This window comes from Roseateles sp. GW821-FHT09G03, from assembly GCF_059416045.1.
The window spans coordinates 187,209-209,820 of record NZ_JBWKOK010000009.1 but is presented as its reverse complement, the minus strand read 5'-3'; the positions used below and the strand labels follow the sequence as shown (position 1 = coordinate 209,820).

Genomic DNA, 22,612 nt, shown 5'->3' with positions numbered 1-22,612 from the left:
GGTTGAGGAACCGGCGTGGAATTACTGTATTTGCATACAGTATAGGACGACGACAGGCCCGTCCAGGGCTGTTTCAACTCAACCCGGGAGAATGTCCGGAAGAGCCGCCCGGGGTCCCCTCAGGCACGGGCGAAGCGGGGAAGGTCAGTACGAATCTCGTCCCTCCGCGTGCTGGCGCCTCGAGGCTGACGCTCCAGCCCAGGTGCTCGGCGACGCGCTTGACGATGGCCAGGCCCAGGCCCGCGCTGCCGGCGCCGGCCGGGTCGACCTGCATGAAGCGGTCGAAGATCCGGTCGCGCACGGCCGGCGGGATGCCGATGCCGGTGTCCTCGATGACCACGCGGCCGGCCTCGAGCCGGATGTCGACGCGGCCCTGGTCGGTGAACTGGCAGGCGTTGCGGATCAGGTTGCCCAGCGCGATGGCCGCGAGCTCGGGCCGCGCCGGCACTTCCAGGCCGGCGTCGGCGGACGCGGCATGCAGCGTCATCTCGACCTCCTTGCCCTTGAGCAGCGGCCGGCAGCGCTCCATTTCCTGGCGCAGCAGCGGCAGCAGCGCGGTCGGCGGCGCGCCGATGCTGGCCGGATCGCGCGACAGCAGCAGCATCGCGACGACGCGCTCGCTGGTGTCGGCGGCCGTGCGCCGGATGCGCTCGGCCAGCTCGACCATGTCGTCGCGGTCGTGCAGGCGCGCCTTCAGGATCTCGGCCGCGCCCAGCATGACCGCCAGGGGGGTGCGCAGCTCATGGCTGACGTCGCCGGTGAACCAGCGCTCGCGGTCCAGGTAGCGCTGCTGCGCTTCGGTCTTGGCCGCGAAGGCGCGCGACAGCACGCCCAGTTCGTCGGTCGAGTCCAGCAGCGGATAGTCGCGCGGCGCGGCATCGGTCTCGACGGCGCTGGCCAGCGCGGTGACGGGGGCGACGATGCGGCTCGCGGTCAGCTGTGCCAGGAACAGCGCCAACCCCAGGCAGCAGACGAAGGCCAGGCCGAGCAGCCCGTAGACGCCGGCCTCGATCTTGGCGAAGTCCTCGTCGCGGTCGGTCAGGACGAAGACCGTCCCGAGGTCGTCGCGGACCAGCGCGGTGAAGGTGGTGTCTTCCTGCGGCAGCGTGTACTTGCCCGGCGGCTTGCCGCGCAGCGCCTGCGGGATCGCGTCGCCGCGGTAGAGCGTGACGCTGGGCGGCAGGTCGGCCTCCAGGCCCTGTTTCTCGCGGGCGACCAGTTCGTCGGCGGTGCGGTCCAGGCGCTGGTCGACGAGGCGGTCCTCGATGCTCGAGGCGATGCGCACCGCAGCCACCGCGAAGGCGCCGCAGACCAGCAGCGTCAGCAGCAGGAAGGCGGCCGCCACGCGCGTGCGCAGCGTGGTCGGGGCGGCGGTCGAGCGGCCGGCGCGGTGTTCACCGGGGTGGTTGCTGCGGTGGGGGCTGCGATGGTCGCCGCGGTCGCGCCGCGGCTCATCCCGCATCGGGCGACACCAGCCGGTAGCCGATGCCCGGATGGGTCTTCAGCAGCGGGACGGGGAAGGGCTTGTCCAGCGCCGCGCGCAGCGCGTGGATGTGGGTGCGCAGCGCGTCGCTGTCGGGCGGGTCGTTGCCCCAGACCTCGCGCTCGAGGTCCTCGCGGCGGACCAGCTTGGGCGCCTCGCGCAGCAGCGCGGACAGCAGCTTGTAGCCGGTCGGCGTCAGTTGCAGCGGCTTGCCGGCGCGGGTGGCCTCGAGCGTGTCGGGGTCGAAGTTGACGTCCGCGTAGCTGACCGCCGAGCTGAGGTTCAGGCCGTGGGAGCGCCGCATCAGCGCCTTGAGGCGGATCTCCAGCTCGACCAGCGAGAAGGGCTTGACGAGGTAGTCGTCGGCGCCGCTCTCGAAGCCGGTGACCTTGTCCGCGATCGTGTCGCGGGCGGTCAGCATGAGGATGGGGGTGGGGCGGCGGAAGTCCTTGCGCAGGCGGCGGGCGACGTCCAGGCCGTCCAGGCCGGGCAGGGTCAGGTCCAGCACGATCGCGTCGTAGGAGCCGGCGGCGGCCTGCGCCAGACCGCCCAGGCCGTTGCGGGCCACGTCCAGCGCATAGCCCATCGGCTCGAGGTAGGCGAACAGGTTCGCGACGATGTCCGGGTTGTCTTCGATGACCAGCAGCTTCATCACGAGGCTCTCGTTCCTGCGGCGCCGGGCGCCGCGTCGTCCTGGGGGACGGGACCCGGAGGGGAGTGTTCCCCCCGCGAGCCCCGCGGATGCCGGGAATGCTATGCGAGCGGGGACCTCCCGACCTGTCCGCGGGCTGTCGGCACCGCCCACGCGAGGGGCATCGCCCGTGATCGGGGCGAACGGTGGGCAAAAGATGGGCGATGGGCGCGCATCAGGTTCAAAGCTTCTGAGGTTCCTTCCTCTTCGTCACGTTTCGTGACGCAAGTCCGGGGCTGTCACCGACCGCTCGGTCGAGGGTGCACTTGAAATCCGGCTTGGGCGCATAATTTGCGGGTTAACCCTATGCTTGCGCCCTTCATCTCCATCCCCGCCGTCGAGCGGCTCACCGCGACCCGCCGGCTGACCTTGCGTCCGCCGGCCGCTGCGGATGCGCGCAGCTTCCGCGACCTGCTGACCGATCCCGCGAACCGTCGATTCGACGCGGGCGGTCCAGCCGCGTCGGAGCGGCTGGAACTGTGGCGCGCGCTGTGGACGCGCGACGGTCTGGGGCCGTGGGCGGTGGCGCTGCGGGAGCAGCCCTCGCTGGGCGCGATCGGTTTCGGCGGCCTGAGCCGGGGCCGCATCTGCGGCGCGCCGGCGCTGCTGCTGGAGTTCCACTTCCTGTCCGACCACTGGGGCCGGGGCTACGCGGCGGAGATGGCGACGGCCGCGCTGGCGCTGGCCTTCGACAGCCTGCATGCGACGTCGGTGCATGCACTGCTGGCGCCGGGCAACACGGCGGCGCGCAAGACGCTGGAGCGTGTCGGCCTGCGATTGACCGGCTCGGTCGCCGACTGCCCGGGCGAGGCGGCCAGCCTGCTCTACGAGATCAACGCCGGGCAGTACGCGGCCCTGCCGCAGGAACCGCCGGAAGCGACGCCGTTCGGGGCGTGAGGCAGACGGCCTCACCCGACGTCGTCGCATTCATCGTCGACATGTCCGGCGAGCGCGTCTTCACTGCTGCGGATACACCCGCAACCCCGCGAGATCCAGCACCCGGAGCCCGCCGTATTCCACGGCGATGAGGCGCTGTTCCTGCAGGTGGCGCAGCGCCTCGTTGACGCGCTGGCGCGAGAGTCCCACCAGGTGCCCCAGCTCCTGCTGCGTGATGCGCAGCAGCCCGTTCACGCCGGGGTAGAGCTGCGGATGGAAGAGCGACGCCAGGTTGCGCGCCACACGCAGGTCGGGATCGCTCTGGCGGTCGATCTCGCGGGCGGCGATGAACTGGCCCAGCCGCTCGTTGAGCTGGTTGAGCACGTAGCGGTTGAAGGCCAGGCTGGTCGCCAGCAATTCGTGGAAGCTCTCCAACGGCAGGCCCGCCACCACGCTGCGCCGCAGCGCCTGGATGTTGTAGCGGTAGGCCTCGCGCTTGAGCAGCGTGCCCTCGCCGAACCAGCCGCCCGGCGGCACGCCGGTGAAGGTGACCTGCCGCGCCGCCGCCTCGTCGTTGCTCATCTTCAGCAGCCCGTCGATCACGCCGAACCAGAAGTTGGCCTCGCGACCGATGCGGCAGATGCGCTCGCCGACTTCGACCTCCGCCACCTGGATGCTCGACGCGACGCGCTCGCGCAACTCGGGTTCGATGGCCTTCAGCCACGGGATGGCGCTCATCTCCTGGGCGCTCGCGGCCCGCGCCCGCAAGCGTATCGGCTGCGTCGGCACGGCTCCGGCAAGGGACGGCTGCAGGGCCGCGGGCGGGGGGGAGCCCGGCGCGGCGTGGACAACGGTGTCGGTGGTCGGAGCCATCCCCCGTTCATCGCGCCTGTGCATGACACGAACCTGACGAGGCGCCCTGGGGGAAACACGGAGCAGGAACCCGTCTGACAACCACGCCGACTAATGCAGCCCCCCTTCTCTGATTTGTGACCCGATGTTTACCAATAGAACCAGGACGCCCTGCTGTCCGATGTCAGCTGGCCCAATCCAGATCCTTCGCGAGACGCCCGAACAGGCGCTTGCCGAGGCAAGGCACCAGGTGGAGGTGTTCGCGCGGCTGAACGAACTGACCACGCAAACAGAAGCGCTGCTCGATCGGCACGCCAAGCCGCTCTCATCCCCCCAGGACCTTCAGGCCGCGATCAAGCAGCAGGCCCGTCACCAGCACCTGATCCTGGACACACTGCGTCGCGTGCCAGGAGACGGGCCCAATCTTCGCCCCTTCCGGGAGCGGGCCGACGTGTTGCTGGAGACGGCGCAGAGGCCGCGAGATGGGGAAGACTTCGGCATGTGGGTGGAGCGGCTCCAGCGGTATCTCGACGAATTGATGTCGTTGAACGATCACGGGCTATCCATGGCTGTCGATGCCCTGACCGGCGATGGTGAAGATACGGAGCCCCTGTGTCCCGATGAAATTTTCATTCCTCGGGACGTCGCGCAATTCGGAGACCTGATCGGGCAACTCCAACAGCGCTGCAACGACGGTTGCGACCAGGAGATGGTGGACTTGAGCCGGTCGTTCTACCTGCACTGGCGCATGCAGTGGAAGAAGGCCGACGCGCTGGCATCGCTGCAGGAGGACTTCCGGGTCCTGTGCGCCAAGGTTCAAACCGCCGAATCCTCGTTGGCGCCCTACTCGGACTCCGGCATCAGGCTCGGGAATCGTCAGCCGATCCTCGCCGTCGCGTCGGAGCTGCAACCGCCTGCCGACCGCGAGGCACGCAGGCACGCGATCGAGCAGAAGATCTCTTTCCATCAGCGGCAGGTGAGCGCGCACCGGACACCTCGACCCGACGAGGGAACGCCCGTCTGATCCGGGAAAACGCTCCCCCGAACTCTCCCTAGGACTGTCGTCGCAACGACAACACGACGTCAATGGTCCGGCCTACAGTCGGCGCAACCCCGCGGCCAGAGCGCCTCCATCAGAGAGGCGACAGCGGGGAGCACAAAGGAGACGACGGTGGAACAGACCTTCCCCCGGCTGCTGCTCGCTCACGCCGCCCAGCGCCCCCACGCGCCGGCGCTGCGCGAGAAGGAGCTCGGCATCTGGCAGACCCTCGACTGGGCGGCGCTGGCGGCGCTCGTGCGCGATCTCGCGCACGGCTTCGCCGCCGCCGACATGACGCGCGGCCAGCACCTCGTCGTGATCGGCGAGAACCGGCCCCGGCTCTATGCGGCGATGCTCGCCGCGCAGTCGCTGGGCGCGATCCCCGTGCCGCTCTACCAGGACGCCGTCGCCGCTGAATTCGCCTACCCGCTGCAGAACGCCGAGGTCGCCTTCGTCGTCGTCGAGGACCAGGAGCAGGTCGACAAGCTGCTCGAGATCCGCGATCAATGTCCCGCGCTGCAACGCATCTGGTTCGACGATCCGCGCGGTCTGCGCCATTACGCGGCGGACGGGCTCGCCTCGATCGACAGCCTGTGCGACGACGGCCGCGCCCATGCGCTGCGCCACCCCGGCTGGTTCGAACGCGAGGTCGACGCCGGCCGCGCCAGCGACGTGGCGGCGATGTTCTTCACCTCCGGCACCACCGGCCATCCGAAGGGCGTGGTGCACACGCACACCTCGCTGATCGACCGCGCCCAGGCCGGCGCGCGCTTCGACAAGCTGACGGCCAACGAGGAGGTCCTCGCCTACCTGCCCTGCGCCTGGATCGGACAGAACGTCTTCAGCTATGCGCAGTGGCTGGCCTGCGGCTATGTCGTCAACTGCCCCGAGTCGGCCAGCACCGTCAGCATCGACCTCAAGGAGATCGGGCCGACCTATTACTTCGCGCCGCCGCGGGTCTTCGAGGGGCTGCTCACCAGCGTGATGATCCGCATGGAGGACGCGGGCGCGCCCAAGCGCTGGCTCTTCGCGAAGGCGATGGCGCTCGCGGAACGCGTCGGCCCGGCGCTGATGGACGGCAAGCCGGTCGACGCCTGGGAACGCTTCAAGTACCGCCTCGGCGATCTCGCGATCTACGGCCCGCTGCGCAACGCGCTCGGTTTCTCGCGGGTGCGCGTGGCCTACACGGCGGGCGAGGCGATCGGGCCCGATCTCTTCAGCTTCTACCGCTCCATCGGCATCAACCTGAAGCAGCTCTACGGCTCGACGGAGACGGCCGTCTTCGTCTGCCTGCAGCCGGACCATGAAGCGAAGTCCGACACCGTCGGCGTGCCCATCGACGGCGTCGAGATCAGGCTCGCGGACAGCGGCGAGATCCTGGTGCGCTCGCCCGGCCTGCTCCAGGGCTACTACAAGAACCCCGAGGCGACGGCCGAAGTGCTCGGGGCCGACGGCTGGTACCGCACCGGCGATGCCGGCTTCCTCGACGCGGGCGGTCATCTGAAGATCATCGACCGCGCCAAGGACGTCGGCCGGCTGCGCGGCGGCGCGCATGACGGCGCGATGTTCGCGCCCAAATACGTCGAGAACAAGCTGAAGTTCTTCTCCTTCATCAAGGAGGCGGTGGCCTTCGGCGACGGGCGCGACCGCGTCTGCGCCTTCGTCAACATCGACTTCGAGGCCGTCGGCAACTGGGCCGAACGCCGCAACCTGGCCTACGCCGGCTACACCGATCTGGCGGGCAAGCCCGAGGTGCTCGGGCTGATCAAGGACTGCGTCGAGAAGGTCAACGCCGACCTCGCGCAGGACGAGCGCCTGGCCGGCAGCCAGATCACGCGCTTCCTCGTGCTGCACAAGGAACTCGATGCCGATGACGGCGAGCTCACCCGCACGCGCAAGGTCCGCCGCGGCGCGATCGCCGACAAGTACGCCGTGCTGATCGACGCGCTCTACGAGGGCAGGTCCTCGCAGTTCATCGAGACGGCGGTCCGCTTCGAGGACGGCCGCAGCGGCAGCGTCAGCGCCGACCTGCGCATCGAGGAGGCGACCACCTTCCCGCACACCCGGAGGGCCGCCTGATGAGCGCCAGTCTCACCGTCAATGCCGCCGGCGCCGCAGGTGACTCCGCGGCCGGGGCCCAGTTCCAGGAGGCCGGCCACGCCGCGCCGCCGGCATCGCCGGCATCGCCGGCGCAAGGCGCGGCATCGCCGCGCTCCGCCGGCGACGCCGCCCCGGGCCGGCGCATCGGCGAGGTGATCCTCGAGGTCGAGCACATCTCGCTGTCCTTCGGCGGCGTGAAGGCGCTCAACGACATCAGCTTCGACGTCCGCGAGCACGAGATCCGCGCCATCATCGGCCCGAACGGCGCCGGCAAGAGCTCGATGCTGAACTGCATCAACGGCGTCTACCAGCCGCAGCAGGGCGACATCCGCTACCGCGGCGAGGACGTGCGGCAGTGGAGCCCGCGCACGCGGTTGCGCCGCATGGCCGAGCGCGGCGTCGCGCGGACCTTCCAGAACCTCGCGCTGTTCAAGGGCATGAGCGTCCTGGACAACATCATGTCCGGCCGCAACCTGCACATGAAGCGCCACCTGCTGTGGCAGGCGTTGCGCCTCGGCCCGGCCGTGCGCGAGGAGATCGAGCATCGCGAGAAGGTCGAGCGCATCATCGATTTCCTCGAGATCCAGGCGCATCGCAAGACGCCCGTCGGCGGCCTGTCCTACGGGCTGCAGAAACGCGTGGACCTGGGCCGCGCGCTGGCGATGGAGCCCAAGGTGCTGCTGCTCGACGAGCCGATGGCCGGCATGAACGTCGAGGAGAAGCAGGACATGTGCCGCTTCATCCTGGACGTCAACGACGAGTTCGGCACCACCATCGTCCTGATCGAGCACGACATGGGCGTGGTGATGGACATCAGCGACCGCGTCGTCGTCCTCGACTACGGGAAGAAGATCGGCGACGGCACGCCCGACGAAGTGCGCGCCAATCCCGAGGTGATCCGCGCCTACCTCGGCGCGGGCGAGTGAGCGCCGGAAGAAGCAGGCAGCAGCAAGCAGGCAAGCAAGGAAACGATCATGGGCTTCTTCCTCGAAACCGTCTTCGGCGGGCTGATGGCCGGCATGCTGTACGCGCTGGTCGCGCTGGGCTTCGTGCTGATCTTCAAGGCCTCCGGCGTCTTCAACTTCTCGCAGGGCGCGATGGTGCTGTTCGCGGCGCTGGCGATGGCGCGCTTCGCCGAATGGTTTCCGCAGTGGTTCGGCTTCGAGAGCCAGTGGCTGGCCAACGGGCTGGCGCTGATCGCCGCCGCGGCCTGCATGGTCGTCGTCGCGTGGCTGGTCGAGCGGCTGGCATTGCGTGGCCTGGTCAACCAGCCGGCGATCACGCTGCTGATGGCGACGCTGGGCATCAGCTACTTCCTCGACGGTGCCGGTCAACTGATCTTCGGCAGCTCGACCTACAAGATCGACGTCGGCCTGCCGAAGGATCCGCTGTTCGTGCTGGAGGACAGCTTCCCCGGCGGGCTGCTGCTCAACAAGGAGGACCTGTACTCGGCCGTGATCGCCGCCGCGCTGGTGGGCCTGCTGTCGCTGTTCTTCCAGAAGACCCGCACCGGCCGCGCGTTGCGTGCCGTCGCCGACGACCACCAGGCCGCGCAGTCCATCGGCATCCCGCTGTCGCGCATCTGGGTGATCGTCTGGTCCGTCGGCGGGCTGGTCGCGCTGGTGGCCGGGATCATCTGGGGCAGCAAGCTGGGTGTGCAGTACTCGATCTCGCTCGTCGCGCTCAAGGCCTTCCCGGTCGTGATCCTCGGCGGCCTCACCTCGGTGCCGGGCGCCATCGTCGGCGGACTGATCATCGGCGTCGGCGAGAAGCTGTCGGAGATCTACCTCGGTCCGTCCGTCGGCGGCGGCATCGAGAACTGGTTCGCCTACGTGCTCGCGCTGGGCTTCCTGCTGGTGCGGCCGCAAGGCCTCTTCGGCGACAAGATCATCGATCGCGTCTGAGTTCCCGCTCGACGAACGATCAAGGAGACGACCGTGTTCTATCGTGAAAACGGCCAGTTCAAGGCCAGCTACCGCGCGGACCTGGCGCTGTTCCCGATCGCGCAGGACCGCCGCGCGGTGATCGCGCTGGCGCTGATCGCCTTCGTCGCCGTGCCCTGGCTGGCGAGCGACTACACCTTCCGCGCGGTGCTCATCCCCTTCCTCGTGCTGTCGCTGGCCGCGCTGGGCCTGAACGTGCTCGTGGGCTACTGCGGGCAGATCTCGCTGGGCACCGGCGCCTTCATGGCCGTCGGCGCCTACGCGGCCTACAACCTGCAGGTGCGCATAGAGGGCATGCCGCTGCTGCTCTCGCTGATCGGCGGCGGCCTGGCCGCGACGGTCTGCGGCGTGATCTTCGGACTGCCGAGCCTGCGCATCCGCGGGCTCTACCTCGCAGTCGCGACGCTGGCGGCACAGTTCTTCATCGACTGGTTCACCAACCGCGTGCCGTGGGTGACGAACTCCTCGTCGGGCTCGGTGAGCGTCGGCACGCTGCAACTCTTCGGCCTGCCGCTGGAGACGCCGGCGCAGCGCTACCTGCTGTGCCTGTCGCTGGTGGTCGTGTGCGGCATCCTCACCAAGAACCTGGTGCGCGGCGCCATCGGCCGCGAATGGATGGCGATGCGCGACATGGACGTCGCCGCCGCCGTCATCGGCATCCGGCCGGTGCACGCGAAGCTGACGGCCTTCGCAGTCAGCAGCTTCATCGTCGGCGTGGCCGGCGCGCTGTGGGGCTTCGTGCACCTGGGCGCGTGGGAGCCGGCCGCCTTCGGCATCGACAAGTCCTTCCAGCTGCTGTTCATGATCATCATCGGCGGGCTGGGCTCGATCGCGGGCAGCTTCTTCGGCGCCGCGTTCATCGTGCTGCTGCCGCTGCTGCTGAACCACGTGCCGCATTGGCTGGGCCTGCCGCTGTCGACCGCGGCCGCCTCGCACCTGGAGCACATGATCTTCGGCGCGCTGATCGTGTTCTTCCTCATCGTCGAGCCGCACGGGCTCGCGCGACTCTGGTCCACGGCGCGCCAGAAGCTGCGCCTGTGGCCCTTCCCGCATTGATCGCGCATTGGTCACCGATTGAATCCACGAGATTTCAAACCGCACCGCAGAGTGCACCACCAGGAGACGACACCATGAGCTTGAAGACCCTCGCGCGAGGCGCGCTCTGCGCGGCCACGCTGGTCGCGGCGGCGCTGCCGGCAGCGGCACAGACCGCCACCGAGCAGTTCATCCCGCTGCTGGTGTACCGCACCGGCCAGTTCGCGCCGCTGGGCATGCCCTGGGCGGACGGCAAGCAGGACTACCTGAAGCTGATCAACGCGCGCGACGGCGGCGTGAACGGCGTCAAGCTCGCCTACGAGGAATGCGAGACCGCGTACGACGCCGCCAAGGGCGTCGAGTGCTACGAGCGCCTGAAGGGCAAGGGCGGCGGCGCGTCGGGCTTCGACACGCAATCGACGGGCATCACCTTCGCGGTGACGGACAAGGCCTTCGTCGACAAGGTGGTCGTGGAGACCCCCGGGTACGGCCTGTCGCAGTCCGCCGACGGCACCGTCTTCGAATGGAATTTCCCGCTGCTGGGCACCTACTGGACCGCCGCCGACGTGATGCTGCAGGACATCGCGAAGAAGGAGAAGGGCTCGCTCAAGGGCAAGAAGATCGCGCTGGTCTATCACGACAGCCCCTACGGCAAGGAGCCGATCCCGCTGATCCAGAAGCGCGCCGCGGCCGAGGGCTTCGAGGTGCTGCTGTATCCGGTCACGCCGCCCGGGGTGGAGCAGAAGTCGACCTGGCTGCAGATCCGCCAGCAGCGGCCGGACTACGTGCTGTTCTGGTCCGCGGGCGTGATGACGCCGGCCGGCATCCGCGAGGCGCAGGCCAGCGGCTACCCGCGCGAGAAGATCTACGCGATCTGGTGGGCCGGCTCGGACCACGACGTCAAGGACATCGGTGCCGGCGCCAAGGGCTACAACGCGATCACGCTGCACAACAGTTCGGCCAAGGACAAGGTCCATGACGAGCTGAAGAAGTTCGTCTACGACAAGGGCCAGGGCACCGGCCCGGCCACCGGCATCGGCGCGATCGCGCACACGCGGGGCATGATGATCTCGATGCTGCAGGTCGAGGCGATCCGCGCCGCGCAGGAGAAGTTCGGCAAGGGCAAGGTCATGACGCCGGAGCAGGTCCGCTGGGGCTTCGAGAACCTGAACCTGAGCGCCGACCGGCTCAAGGCGCTGGGCTTCGGCGACGTCATGCGGCCGGTGCAGACCAGCTGCGCCAACCACATGGGCAACGACTGGGCGCGCATCGTCCAGTGGGACGGCGCGAAGTGGAACCTCGCGTCCGACTGGTACCAGTCGGACAAGACCCACATCGATCCGCTGGTCAAGGAGTACGCCGCCAAGTACGCCCAGACCAAGAACCTGAAGCCGCGCAGCTGCAGCTGACGTCCCAGTGAATCCTGCCTGAGCACGACCGCCATGCAAGCCACCTCCGTTCCCTCCGCATCCCCCGCGGGCACCACCGCGGCGGCGCCCGCGCTGCTCGACGTCAACGGCATCGAGGTCATCTACCACCACGTGATCCTGGTGCTGAAGGGCGTCTCGCTGCGCGTGCCCGAAGGGGCGGTGGTGGCCTTGCTCGGCGGCAACGGCGCCGGCAAGACCACGACGCTGCGCGCGGTGTCCAACCTGCTCGCGGGCGAACGCGGCGAGGTCACGAAGGGCTCGATCGAGCTGCGCGGCGAGCGCATCGAGCGGCTCACCCCGGCGGACCTCGTGCACCGCGGCGTGGTGCAGGTGATGGAGGGGCGGCACTGCTTCGCGCACCTGACGATCGAGGAGAACCTGCTGACCGGCGCGTACACGCGCACGGACGGCAAGGCCGCCATCGCGCAGACGCTGGAGAAGGTCTACGCCTACTTCCCGCGGCTGAAGACGCGGCGGACCTCGCAGGCCGCGTACACCTCGGGCGGCGAGCAGCAGATGTGCGCGATCGGCCGGGCGCTGATGGCCGATCCGAAGATGGTGCTGCTGGACGAGCCCTCGATGGGCCTGGCGCCGCAGATCGTCGAGGAGGTCTTCGAGATCGTGCGTGACCTCAACCGCAAGGAGCGCACGACCTTCCTGCTCGCCGAGCAGAACACCAACATGGCGCTGCGCTACGCCGACTACGGCTACATCCTCGAGAACGGCCGTGTCGTCATGGACGGCCAGGCGCAGGCCCTGCGGGACAACGAGGACGTGCGCGAGTTCTACCTCGGCATGGGCGGCACCGATCGCAAGAGCTTCCGCGACGTGAAGAGCTACAAGCGCCGCAAGCGCTGGCTCGCCTGAATTCAAGGATGGATGGGAGAGCAGTTCATGGACAACGATTTCTTCGCGCCTCCGCCGTTCAAGGCCGAGGAGGCGCTCGTGCAGTTGAAGCGCGCCTTGCGCGACCTGCGCGCGCTGACGGAGCGCGGCAACGGCTGGAGCTTCGAGAACCAGGAGGTGCTCCAGCTCGCGGCCGGCGAGGGCCAGATCACCGCGAAGCTGGCGAAGAAGCCGGCGCGCAGCCCCGACTGGGAGACGCGCGTCTGCCGCAACGCCGCCGACGTGCGCAAGCTGCAGGACGACCTCAAGCGTCGACTGGCGCAATGGGCGGAGGAGTGATGGGCGCCGCCAGCCTCGATTTCTACGATGCGCTGGAGACGCGCGATCCCGCCGCGCGCGAGGCCGCGCTGCTGGCCGCACTGCCGCACCAGGTGGCCAACGCGCGGCAGAACACCGATGCCTTCGGCGAACTGCTGGGCGACGTCGAGCCGGACCTGATCCGCACGCGCGACGCGCTGGCGCGGCTGCCGGTGACGCGCAAGTCGGAGCTGCTCGCGCGCCAGCAGGCCGTGCGCGCGGACGCGGGACGCGTGCCCTTCGAGCCCTTCGGCGGCTTCTCGACGATCGGCTGGCGCGGACTGAGGCGTGACACCGGCGCGCGTCGCGTGTTCCAGTCGCCGGGCTCGATCTACGAGCCCGAAGGGCACGGGCGCGACTACTGGCGCGTCGGCCGTGCGCTGCATGCGGCGGGCCTGCGCGCGGGCGACCTGGTCCACAACTCGTTCAGCTACCACCTGACGCCGGCCGGCGCCATGATGGAAGGCGGCGCGGAGGCGCTGGGCTGCACGGTCTTCGCCGGCGGCGTCGGCAACACCGAGTTGCAGCTGCAGGCGATGGCCGAGCTCCGGCCGCAGGCCTACGTCGGCACGCCGAGCTTCCTGAAGATCCTGCTGGACAAGGCGGCGGAGCAGGGCCAGCCCCTGTCGGTGCGCAAGGCGCTGGTCAGCGGCGAGGCCTTCCCGGCCGCGCTGCGCGACTGGTGCGGCGAGCGCGGCGTCAGCGGCTTCCAGTGCTACGCCACCGCCGACCTCGGGCTGATCGCGTATGAGACCGTGGCGCGGCAGGGGCTGGTCGTCGACGAGGGGGTGATCCTCGAGATCGTCCGGCCCGGCACCGGTGATCCCGTGCCCGACGGCGAGGTGGGCGAGGTCGTCGTCACCACGCTCAACCGCGACTACCCGCTGATCCGCTTCGGCACCGGCGACCTGTCGGCGGTGCTGCCCGGCGCCTGCCCGACCGGGCGGACCAACGTGCGCATCAAGGGCTGGATGGGACGCGCGGACCAGAGCGCCAAGGTGCGCGGCATGTTCGTGCATGCCGGGCAGGTGGCCGAGGTGCTGCGGCGTTTCCCGCAGGCGCGACGGGGGCGGCTGGTCGTCGAGGGCGAGATGGCGCAGGACCGGATGACGCTGCGCGTCGAGACCGAGGGCGCGGCGCCCGAGGGGATGGCCGAAGGCCTGACCGCAGCGCTGCGCGACGTGACCAAGCTGCGCGGCGAGGTCGTGTTCGTCGCGGCGGGCGGGCTGCCCAACGACGGAAAAGTCATCGAAGACCTGCGGAAGTTCGACTGAATTCCCGCAGATGGAGGGGGATGGCAGCGGTTCCATGCCTCGGGGCAATCCCGGCTTACGTAGTTTCCGTAAGTTGCAATGTGGGAGGGAGACCTAGCATCCGCGCCATCACCCACACCTCCAACGAGGAAGAGACACCATGAAGAAGATCTTGCTCGCCTCCGTCGCGGCGCTGAGCGTCGGCGCTGCCTGGGCCGACTACCCGGACAAGCCGGTGACCATCGTCGTCCCGTTCGCTGCCGGCGGCCCGACCGACAAGGTCGCGCGCGACCTGGCCGAGGCGCTGCGCAAGCCGCTCAACGCGACGATCGTGATCGAGAACGTCGGCGGCGCCGGCGGCACGCTGGGCGCCACCAAGGTGTCCAAGGCCGCGCCGGACGGCTACACGCTGCTGCTGCATCACATCGGCATCTCGACCTCGCCGGCCCTGTACCGCAACCTGCAGTACAAGACGCTGGACGACTTCGAGTACCTGGGCCTGATCAACGAAGTGCCGATGACGCTGATCTCGCGTCCCAACCTGCCGGCCGCCAACTACGCCGACCTGGTGAAGTGGCTGGGCGCCAACAAGGGCAAGATCAACCTGGCCAACGCCGGTCTGGGTTCCGCGTCGCACCTGTGCGGCCTGCTGTACATGAGCACGGTCAAGATCGACATGACCACGGTCCCGTACAAGGGCACGGGCCCGGCGATGACCGACCTGATCGGCGGTCAGGTCGACCTGATGTGCGACCAGACGACCAACACCACGACGCAGATCGACGGCGGCAAGGTCAAGGCCTACGCGGTGTCGACGACCAAGCGCCTGGGCGGTTCGCTCGCCAAGCTGCCGACGCTGGACGAGTCCGGCCTGAAGGGCTTCAACGTGACGATCTGGCACGGCATGTACGCGCCCAAGGGCACGCCGAAAGCGGTGCTGGACAAGATCAACACGGCGCTGAAGACGGCGCTGAAGGATGCCGAGTTCCACAAGCGCGAGGAAGCGCTGGGCGCGGTCATCGTCACCGACAACCGCGTGAACCCGGCCGAGCACAAGAAGTTCGTCGCCGACGAGATCAACAAGTGGACGCCGATCATCAAGGCGGCCGGTCAGTACGCCGACTGATCGCCGCGCGACCCTTCGGAGCGGCTCCCGCCGCTTCGAGTCCAGCGTCGAAGCCCGCCTCATGGCGGGCTTTTCCATTTCTGCGCGACCGCCGAACCTCGACCTTCTGTGCGCCAACTGATCGCCTTTCCAACTTGCCAATGAGGTGATCGATATGTGGAACGGAAGCTGTGAGTGCGCGGTGTCGCAGGGTCACTTGGCAATGGCAGTCCAGCCTGAAAGCAATCCGAAGTCCTCGCCGCAGAGTGATTCCGGCTGGACCCGGCTGAAAGCCCTGAGCGAGGGCAATCCGCACACGGATCTGGTGGGCAGGCGCACCTACGCCAACGGCATGGCGGAACTGCAGCGACAGTGGCCGCTGAGCAGCGGGCGTCAGCAAGCGGACTTGCTGGAACGCGCCGAGCAGATGAATCGCGACGCAAGGGCGTCCACGGCATCCTCCAGCAAGGCATCGCCCGCGAAGGAGATGCCCGCCCCTGTGGAGTCCTCAAGCAAGGCAACGCCGCTGAAGCCGACGGCGCTCCCCACGGTGTCATGGGATCCGGTGCAGTGGGAGGGGGAGTCCGACGCATCGTTCTACCACCGGCTCCACGGCTGGCGCGACGAGAAGACCGGCTTCATCTGGGAATGTGAAGTCGTCGGGGCCGATTCCGATTCCGACTGAGTTCACTCAGGTCTGGTGGCGTTCTCCGCGCCTGTCTCCCCGTTCGTCACGCCGGCGACCGGCACACCACGCCCACCTTGTTCCCGTCCAGGTCGCGGAAGTAGGCCGCGTAGAAGCTCGGCCAGCGAGGTGACGTGGCCCGCCTCACGGCGGGCTTTTTTCGTTCCCGAACGACGGACGAACTCCGGCCTCTCGCGCGCCAACTGATGGACTTTCCAACTCGCCAGCAAAGGTGATCGAATGTTGCCTCACCTCCCCTCAGTCTTTACGTGGTTGGCCGGGCCGGGAGGCGCTGATGCCGACCACCACGTGCCGTCCTGGAAAACGGGCGAAATCGGCCTGCGTCGATTGAAGGAACTGAGCGAGGACAACCCGTATTCGGGCATGGACAGGGCGAGTGGAGGTCGCTGGATCGACAGTGAACTGAGGCCTCGTCGCTATCGCGATGAGATGCTTGACCTGCTGTGGCGGTGGCCGCATAGCGACGCACGGAAGCAGTCGGAACTGCTCGACTTTGCCGAGCAGCTGAATCGGCAGGGACACGAAGCGAAGGCCGCACTCGAGAAAAAGGAACCGTGGAGGAAACCGCGCGAGCGTTCGCCCGAAGAGAAGAAGATCAACGAACTGACAAAGCGCAAGCGCGCCGGCGAAGCGTGGACCGATGACGACGCGAAGTTCATGCGCAGTCAGGGGTACTGCTCGCGGTTGGACGGCTTCCCAGAAAGCAATCGGCCCGACAAGAGCTGACGGTGTGCATCCAGCTGTGCCGGCGTCAAGCCGGCGACCGGCACACCACGCCCACCTTGTTGCCATCCAGGTCGCGGAAGTAGGCCGCGTAGAAATTCGGCCCGTAGTTCTCGCGCGGGCCGGGGCGGCCGTCGTCCTTGCCGCCGCCGCTGATCGCGGCGGCGTAGACCGCGTCGACCTGCGCCCGCGTCGACGCCGCCAGCGCCAGCATCGAGCCGTTGCCGACCGTCGCGTCCAGCCCGTTGAAGGGCTGCACCACCCACAGCTGCGTCTCGCCGCCTTCGGGGCCGTAACCGACCATCTCGTCGTCCGAGTAGCCTGGCTTCAGGCCCAGCGGCGCGAGCGCGGCGTCATAGAACACCTTGGCCGCGCGGCGGTCGTTGCTGCCCAGGGTGACGTAGCTGATCATGGTGGGGTTCCTTGCTTCGATGTGCAGTTGTAGCACTGCATTCTCATCACATCCTCATCGGAATCGTGACCGGCCCGTCGTTGATCAGGCGGACCTGCATGTCCGCGCCGAACTCGCCGGTCTCCACGACCGGATGCTGCGACCGCGCGAATGCGACCGCATGGTCGTAGAGCCGGCGGCCCAGCTCCGCCGGCGCCGCGCCGGTGAAGCTCGGCCGGTTCCCGCCGGAGGTGTCCGCCGCGAGCGTGAACTGCGAGACGATCAGCAAGCCACCGCCCACGTCCTGCACGCTGCGGTTCATCTTGCCGGCCTCGTCGCTGAAGATGCGCAGCTTCAGGATCTTCTGCAGCAGCTTCTCCGCCACCGCCTCCGTGTCCTGCGGTTCGGCGCAGATCAGCAGCAGCAGGCCCGCGCCGATCTGTCCGGTGCAACGGTCGCCGACATCGACCCTCGCTTCCTTCACCCGTTGCAGCAGCGCGATCATTCTGGTCTTTCCTGGTTGGAGGCGGCCGCGGGCGCGGCCGTCGATGAGGGCGTGGCCGTCGTGGTGGCCGTGGCTGTCGCCGTCTCGCGCTCCGCCATTTCGGCGAAGCGCGTCTCGACGTTCACCGGCAGCAGCTGGATGCTGGCGCGCAGGCCGGGCAGGGCGCGCATCAGCGCCTGCTCGACCTGACCCCGCAACGCGGCGGCCTCACCGAGCGTCCATCGCGCCGGTACGTGCAGGTGAAAGTCGACGTGGCGCTGCTGCCCCGCCACGCGGGTCGCGACGTGATCGAAACGCAACTCCGGCGACTCGAAGCGCGCCAGCACCTCGGCGATCGTCTGCTGGTCCTCGGGCTCCAGCGCCATGTCCATCAGCCCGCCGGTGGACTTCCACATCAGGTGCACCGCTTCGCGCAGGATGTTCAGCGCAACCAGGATCGCGAGCAGCGGATCCAGCCAGGTCCAGCCTGTCAGCATCACGCCGATCAGGCCGGCGACGACGCCCACGGACGTCCAGACATCGGTGAACAGATGGCGCGCATCCGCCTCGAGCGCGATCGAGCGATGCTCGCGCGAGGCCTGCAGCATCTTCCAAGCCAGCGCGCCGTTGATCGCCGTGCTGACCAGCGACAGCGCCATGCCGATGCCGAGCTGCTCCAGCGGCTGCGGCGTGCGCAGCCGCTCCACCGCCGCCCAGGCGATGCCCAGCGCGGCGATCAGGATCAGCGCGCCCTCGAAGGCGCTGGAGAAGTACTCCGCCTTGTGGTGACCGAAGGGATGGTCCTCGTCGGGAGGCCGTCGCGCGACCGTCACCATCGCCAGACCGAAGAGCGCCCCGGCGAGGTTCACCCCCGATTCGAGCGCGTCCGAGGCCAGGCTCACCGACCCCGTCCACCACCAGGCGGTCGTCTTCAAGGCGATGGTCAGCACCGCCACGCCGGCGGACACCTTCAGATATTGCTGCACTTGCATGGCGTCGATTTTGCCGGTCCTAGAATGGCGCCCGACCCATTCCTCGTTCCGCTTTCAACCACGTCCCACCCCTCAGCCTCCTCCGGACAGCACCATGAGCAACACCCCTCCCGTCCACGACGCCGACCTGAGCCACATCCCGCCGCGCGACAAGGCCGAGCTGCTCTCCCAGGCGCTGCCCTACATCCGCAAGTACCACGGCAAGACCATCGTCATCAAGTACGGCGGCAACGCGATGACCGATCCGGCGCTGCAGCAGGACTTCGCCGAGGACGTGGTGCTGCTCAAACTGGTCGGCCTGAACCCGGTGGTCGTGCACGGCGGCGGCCCGCAGATCGAGGACGCGCTCAACAAGCTCGGCAAGAAGGGCCACTTCATCCAGGGCATGCGCGTCACCGATGAGGAGACGATGAGCGTCGTCGAATGGGTGCTCGCCGGCGAGGTGCAGCAGGACATCGTCGGCCTGATCAACGTCGCCGGCGGCAAGGCCGTGGGCCTGACCGGCCGCGACGGCGGCATGATCCGCGCCAAGAAGCTCAAGCTGATCGACAAGGACGACCCGGCCAAGGAGCACGACGTGGGCTCCGTCGGCGACATCGTCGCCATCGACCCCAGCGTGGTGAAGGCGCTCCAGGACGACCAGTTCATCCCCGTCATCAGCCCGATCGGCTTCGGCGAGAGCAACGAGAGCTACAACATCAACGCCGACGTCGTCGCCGGCAAGCTGGCCGAGGTGCTCAAGGCCGAGAAGCTGGTGCTGCTGACCAACACGCCCGGTGTGCTCGACAAGCAGGGCAACCTCCTGACCGACCTGTCCGCGCGCGAGATCGACGAGCTCTTCGCCGACGGCACGCTGTCCGGCGGCATGCTGCCCAAGATCGCCTCCGCGCTGGACGCCGCCCGCAGCGGCGTCAAGGCCGTCCACATCATCGACGGCCGTGTCCCCCACGCCATGCTGCTGGAGATCCTGTCCGAGCAGGCTTACGGCACGATGATCCGCTCGCACTGAACGGACCGACAGCGGCGCCTGGGATCCCCCTGATGGGTGGATCTTCCCCACCGAGCCCCCTCCGAACGAGGGGGCTCGGTCGTTTCCGGAGGGGAGGCAGGATCGCTGCTTGCCCTCGCTGTCCCTCTGGCCGCCGGGCTTGGTCGAAGGTCATACCACTGCAAGCTGGGGATTGCCGCTGAAACACGCGACATCCCAGAATGCGCCACGAAACGGCTCCACAGGCCGTGAGGGATTGCATGTCACTTTTCAGCGTCTTGATCGTCGAGGATCAGCTTCGTTTCCGCGAAGCGTTCGCCCACGCCCTTGAGAAAGCACCGGACATCCGTCTGGTGGGCATGGCCACCGATCTCCAGCAGGGCCGGAAGATGTTCGACCAGACGCGTCCCGACGTGCTGCTGGTGGACCTCGACCTGCCCGGGGGGAGCGGCATCGAACTGATCCGCCACGCGGCCCACGTCGCGCCCGAGTGCGAGGTGATGGTCATCTCCGTCTTCGGCGACGAGCAGCACGTGCTCTCGAGCATCGAGGCCGGCGCGACCGGCTACCTGCTCAAGGACTCGCTCGCGCTGGACCTGCCCGGGCAACTGCGCTCGCTGCGCGCGGGCGGCAGCCCGATCTCGCCGGTGATCGCGCGCCGCCTGCTGCTGCGCCTGGCGCCGCAGGGCGCGGGCGCGCATCCACGCGGCTTCGGCGATTCGGCCCCGATGCCGCTGGTCGACGAGCAGGTCGTCGCGCTGTCCGAACAGGAATCGCGCGTGCTGCACCTGGCCGCCAAGGGGTTCACCTTCGACGAGATCGCGCAGTTCATGAACGTGTCGCCGCACACGATCATGACCTACGTGAAGCGCACCTACCGCAAGCTGCAGGTGCGCTCCAAGGTCGAGGCGATCTACGAGGCGCGCCGCCTTGGCTGGTTGCGCGACTGACTGCGGATCGATCAGGCAAGGACTGTCCCTTCGCAGGGCGGCGGTCCTTCCAGAATGAGCCGGAAACCGGCCTCGGGGAGTTGGCGTACGACGTCCGGCATCGGCGTCAAGACGGCGTTCCGGCTGTGCCAGAATCGCCGCACACTTCGGCCCCCTCCATGCACCCCAGCTCCTCGGACACCCCGGACTCCGCCGCCGCCAAGCCGGCGGAGCTGCCCCGCAAGCGGCTCAAGCCGGGCGAGCGCCGGGTGCAGATCCTGCAGACGCTGGCCAGCATGCTGGAGCAGCCCGGCGCCGAGCGGGTGACCACCGCCGCGCTCGCGGCGCGGCTCGAGGTCAGCGAAGCGGCGCTCTACCGCCACTTCGCCAGCAAGGCCCAGATGTTCGAGGGCCTGATCGAATTCATCGAGACCAGCATCTTCTCGCTGCTCAACCAGATCGCCGAGCGCGAGACGGACGGGCTGGCGCAGGCGCAGCGCATCGTCGCCGTGCTGCTGCAGTTCGGCGAGCGCAATCCGGGCATGGCCCGCGTGATGGTCGGCGACGCGCTGGTGTACGAGAACGAGCGTCTGGTCGCGCGCATGAACCAGTTCTTCGACAAGGTCGAGTCCTCGCTGCGGCAGGGATTGCGCACCGCCGCGGAGGCCTCGGGATCGACCACGCCGACCGTCGAGGCGCAGGCGCAGGCCTCGGTGCTGGTGAGCTTCATCATCGGCCGGCTGCAGCGCTATGCGCGCTCCGGCTTCAAGCGCCTGCCGACCGAACAGTTGGATGCCGCGATGCGAATGCTCGCCTGAGCTTTCGCGATGCCAACCGCCCCGGACGCCTCGGGGCGCCGCCTACACTCGGTGGCTATGGCCAATGCTCCTGATGCCTCTGAAGCCCTTGTCGCCGTGCTCCAACGCGCCGACGCGCTGCTGACCCGCCTGGAGGCCGTGCTGCCCCAGCCCCTGACGCCGCCCGACTGGGATGCGGCCGTGGCCTTCCGCTATCGCAAGCGCGGCGCGAGCGCGCGGCTGGAGCCGGTGAAGCACCTCTCCGCGATCCGGCTCGCCGACCTCAAGGAGGTCGAGCCGCAGAAGGATCGCCTGCTGCGCAACACGCGCCAGTTCGTGCAAGGCCAGCCCGCCAACAACGTGCTGCTGACGGGCGCGCGCGGCACCGGCAAGAGCTCGCTGATCAAGGCCTGCCTCAATGAATTCGCCGGGCAGGGGCTGCGCCTGATCGAAGTCGACAAGGGCGACCTGGTCGACCTGCCGGACCTCGCCGACCTCGTCGCCGACCGTCCGGAGCGCTTCGTCATCTTCTGCGACGACCTCAGCTTCGACGAAGGCGAGGCCGGCTACAAGGCGCTGAAGTCGATGCTGGACGGCTCTGTCGCCGCGGCCACCGACAACCTGCTGATCTACGCGACCAGCAACCGCCGCCACTTGCTGCCCGAGCAGATGAAGGACAACCTCGCGTCCACCTATTCCGAGCGCGACGGCAACGTCGAGGTGCATCCGGGCGAGGCGGTGGAGGAGAAGATCTCGCTGTCCGAGCGCTTCGGCCTGTGGATCAGCTTCTACAGCTTCAGCCAGCAGGAATACCTCGCGATCGTCGCGCAGTGGCTGACGCATTTCGGCCTGGACGCCGCCCGCATCGAGGCCGCGCGCCAGCCGGCGCTGGTCTGGGCGCTGGAGCGCGGCTCGCGCTCGGGGCGCGTCGCCTACCAGTTCGCCCGCGATCTGGCGGGGCAGGGGGCTGCACAAGGCCGTGCCGCGGAGGGCGCCTCCGCATCGGCCCGGGACGGCGATGTGCCGGAGGGTCTCGACCATGTCTGACAAGTCCGAGTCCAACACGTCCATGTCTGAAACGAACGAATCCGCGAATCCACACAGCCCCTCCGCCGCGAGCGATCGCAAGCCGGTGGACGTGGCCGTCGGCGTCCTGGTGCGCCGCGAGCCGAACGGCCGCGAGACCGAGTTCCTCCTGACCTCGCGCCCCGAGGGCAAGGTCTACGCCGGCTACTGGGAATTCCCGGGCGGCAAGCTCGAGGCCGGCGAGACGGTGGAGCAGGCCCTGCGCCGCGAGTTGCACGAGGAACTCGGCATCACCATCGGTGCCGCGTTGCCGTGGAAGATCGAGCTGATGGAGTACCCGCACGCCAAGGTGCGCCTGCACTTCTGCAAGGTGTACGAGTGGCAGGGCGAGTTCGAGATGCGCGAAGGCCAGACCATGAGCTGGCAGCACCTGCCGGTGCAGGTGCAGCCGGTGTTGCCGGGCACGATCCCGGTGCTGCAGTGGTTCGCCGCCGAGCGTTTCCATGTCGGAGCGACCCATGTCGTCTGAAGGCGCGACCGAGGGTGTGAGCGATGCCGCCGGCACG

Annotated in this window: 24 protein-coding genes; 18 read left to right on the top strand and 6 right to left on the bottom strand. The window is 68.5% G+C overall.

The genetic code is table 11. From position 1 onward, the window contains the following. Positions 1-73 precede the first annotated feature (73 nt). On the bottom strand, positions 74-1,462 hold the full coding sequence (locus AC07OZ_RS26595) for a sensor histidine kinase (protein WP_495470042.1): 1,389 nt from the start codon (positions 1,460-1,462) through the stop codon (positions 74-76). Beyond that, positions 1,452-2,135 (bottom strand): response regulator transcription factor, encoded by a 684-nt coding sequence (locus AC07OZ_RS26590; RefSeq protein WP_297525796.1) that lies wholly within the window; start codon positions 2,133-2,135, stop codon positions 1,452-1,454. Before AC07OZ_RS26590 ends, AC07OZ_RS26595 begins: the two co-directional genes overlap by 11 nt. A gap of 345 nt (positions 2,136-2,480) precedes the next feature. Here AC07OZ_RS26590 and AC07OZ_RS26585 point away from each other — a divergent pair, with 345 nt between their 5' ends. Further along, the gene (locus AC07OZ_RS26585) at positions 2,481-3,071 is read left to right on the top strand and encodes a GNAT family N-acetyltransferase (RefSeq protein WP_495470041.1); all 591 of its coding nucleotides are present in this window, start codon (positions 2,481-2,483) and stop codon (positions 3,069-3,071) included. Positions 3,072-3,131: 60 nt separating this feature from the next. On the opposite strand, the gene AC07OZ_RS26580 is transcribed toward AC07OZ_RS26585, so the two are convergent. Next, entirely contained in the window at positions 3,132-3,788 is a 657-nt protein-coding gene (locus tag AC07OZ_RS26580; protein ID WP_495470040.1) for a Crp/Fnr family transcriptional regulator, read from the bottom strand. Between the two features lie 295 nt (positions 3,789-4,083). Here AC07OZ_RS26580 and AC07OZ_RS26575 point away from each other — a divergent pair, with 295 nt between their 5' ends. From AC07OZ_RS26575 to AC07OZ_RS26520, 12 genes are all read left to right on the top strand, one after another. Continuing rightward, entirely contained in the window at positions 4,084-4,926 is an 843-nt protein-coding gene (locus AC07OZ_RS26575; RefSeq protein ID WP_495470039.1) for a hypothetical protein, read from the top strand. Between the two features lie 147 nt (positions 4,927-5,073). After that, complete coding sequence (locus AC07OZ_RS26570; protein ID WP_495470038.1) at positions 5,074-7,020, top strand: AMP-dependent synthetase/ligase; 1,947 nt, start codon at positions 5,074-5,076, stop codon at positions 7,018-7,020. After that, the gene (locus AC07OZ_RS26565) at positions 7,020-7,967 is read left to right on the top strand and encodes an ABC transporter ATP-binding protein (protein ID WP_495470037.1); all 948 of its coding nucleotides are present in this window, start codon (positions 7,020-7,022) and stop codon (positions 7,965-7,967) included. The genes AC07OZ_RS26570 and AC07OZ_RS26565 overlap by 1 nt, the downstream gene beginning before the upstream one ends. Before the next feature lie 48 nt (positions 7,968-8,015). Next, a complete protein-coding gene (locus AC07OZ_RS26560; RefSeq protein ID WP_495470036.1) occupies positions 8,016-8,945 on the top strand; it encodes a branched-chain amino acid ABC transporter permease in 930 nt (309 codons plus the stop codon). A gap of 33 nt (positions 8,946-8,978) precedes the next feature. Further along, positions 8,979-10,040: a branched-chain amino acid ABC transporter permease gene (locus tag AC07OZ_RS26555; protein ID WP_495470035.1), complete on the top strand. Its 1,062-nt coding sequence runs from the start codon at positions 8,979-8,981 to the stop codon at positions 10,038-10,040. A gap of 74 nt (positions 10,041-10,114) precedes the next feature. Next, on the top strand, positions 10,115-11,428 hold the full coding sequence (locus AC07OZ_RS26550; RefSeq protein ID WP_495470034.1) for an ABC transporter substrate-binding protein: 1,314 nt from the start codon (positions 10,115-10,117) through the stop codon (positions 11,426-11,428). A gap of 33 nt (positions 11,429-11,461) precedes the next feature. Beyond that, positions 11,462-12,316, top strand: coding sequence for an ABC transporter ATP-binding protein (locus AC07OZ_RS26545; RefSeq protein ID WP_495470033.1), 855 nt, complete (start codon positions 11,462-11,464; stop codon positions 12,314-12,316). 27 nt (positions 12,317-12,343) lie between these two features. After that, positions 12,344-12,634 carry a hypothetical protein gene (locus AC07OZ_RS26540; protein ID WP_495470032.1) on the top strand — a complete coding sequence of 97 codons (291 nt, stop codon included), beginning with the start codon at positions 12,344-12,346 and terminating at the stop codon, positions 12,632-12,634. Further along, the gene (locus AC07OZ_RS26535; RefSeq protein WP_495470031.1) at positions 12,634-13,926 is read left to right on the top strand and encodes a phenylacetate--CoA ligase family protein; all 1,293 of its coding nucleotides are present in this window, start codon (positions 12,634-12,636) and stop codon (positions 13,924-13,926) included. Before AC07OZ_RS26540 ends, AC07OZ_RS26535 begins: the two co-directional genes overlap by 1 nt. A 139-nt stretch (positions 13,927-14,065) precedes the next feature. Next, positions 14,066-15,031 (top strand): tripartite tricarboxylate transporter substrate-binding protein, encoded by a 966-nt coding sequence (locus tag AC07OZ_RS26530; RefSeq protein WP_495470030.1) that lies wholly within the window; start codon positions 14,066-14,068, stop codon positions 15,029-15,031. A 202-nt stretch (positions 15,032-15,233) separates the two neighbouring features. Further along, complete coding sequence (locus tag AC07OZ_RS26525) at positions 15,234-15,695, top strand: hypothetical protein (protein ID WP_495470029.1); 462 nt, start codon at positions 15,234-15,236, stop codon at positions 15,693-15,695. A 240-nt stretch (positions 15,696-15,935) separates the two neighbouring features. Continuing rightward, positions 15,936-16,442: a hypothetical protein gene (locus AC07OZ_RS26520; RefSeq protein WP_495470028.1), complete on the top strand. Its 507-nt coding sequence runs from the start codon at positions 15,936-15,938 to the stop codon at positions 16,440-16,442. A gap of 25 nt (positions 16,443-16,467) precedes the next feature. On the opposite strand, the gene AC07OZ_RS26515 is transcribed toward AC07OZ_RS26520, so the two are convergent. The 3 genes from AC07OZ_RS26515 to AC07OZ_RS26505 are packed head-to-tail and all read right to left on the bottom strand — an operon-like array spanning position 16,468 to position 18,306. After that, positions 16,468-16,851, bottom strand: a complete 384-nt coding sequence (locus AC07OZ_RS26515; protein ID WP_495470027.1) for a VOC family protein — start codon at positions 16,849-16,851, stop codon at positions 16,468-16,470. Between the two features lie 46 nt (positions 16,852-16,897). Then, complete coding sequence (gene dtd, locus AC07OZ_RS26510; RefSeq protein ID WP_495470026.1) at positions 16,898-17,335, bottom strand: D-aminoacyl-tRNA deacylase; 438 nt, start codon at positions 17,333-17,335, stop codon at positions 16,898-16,900. Continuing rightward, positions 17,332-18,306 carry a cation diffusion facilitator family transporter gene (locus tag AC07OZ_RS26505; RefSeq protein ID WP_495470025.1) on the bottom strand — a complete coding sequence of 325 codons (975 nt, stop codon included), beginning with the start codon at positions 18,304-18,306 and terminating at the stop codon, positions 17,332-17,334. Before AC07OZ_RS26505 ends, dtd begins: the two co-directional genes overlap by 4 nt. Positions 18,307-18,400: 94 nt before the next feature. Between AC07OZ_RS26505 and argB the strand changes: the two genes are divergently transcribed. The 5 genes from argB to AC07OZ_RS26480 all read left to right on the top strand — a co-directional run bounded on the left by argB (position 18,401) and on the right by AC07OZ_RS26480 (position 22,575). Further along, positions 18,401-19,315: an acetylglutamate kinase gene (gene argB / locus AC07OZ_RS26500; RefSeq protein ID WP_238139351.1), complete on the top strand. Its 915-nt coding sequence runs from the start codon at positions 18,401-18,403 to the stop codon at positions 19,313-19,315. 239 nt (positions 19,316-19,554) lie between these two features. Beyond that, the gene (locus AC07OZ_RS26495) at positions 19,555-20,244 is read left to right on the top strand and encodes a response regulator (protein WP_067276757.1); all 690 of its coding nucleotides are present in this window, start codon (positions 19,555-19,557) and stop codon (positions 20,242-20,244) included. Positions 20,245-20,402: 158 nt separating this feature from the next. Then, positions 20,403-21,041: a nucleoid occlusion factor SlmA gene (slmA, locus tag AC07OZ_RS26490; protein WP_297525826.1), complete on the top strand. Its 639-nt coding sequence runs from the start codon at positions 20,403-20,405 to the stop codon at positions 21,039-21,041. A gap of 57 nt (positions 21,042-21,098) precedes the next feature. After that, positions 21,099-22,067, top strand: coding sequence for an ATP-binding protein (locus AC07OZ_RS26485; RefSeq protein WP_495470024.1), 969 nt, complete (start codon positions 21,099-21,101; stop codon positions 22,065-22,067). A gap of 22 nt (positions 22,068-22,089) precedes the next feature. Continuing rightward, a complete protein-coding gene (locus AC07OZ_RS26480; RefSeq protein WP_495470078.1) occupies positions 22,090-22,575 on the top strand; it encodes an NUDIX domain-containing protein in 486 nt (161 codons plus the stop codon). Positions 22,576-22,612: the final 37 nt, after the last annotated feature.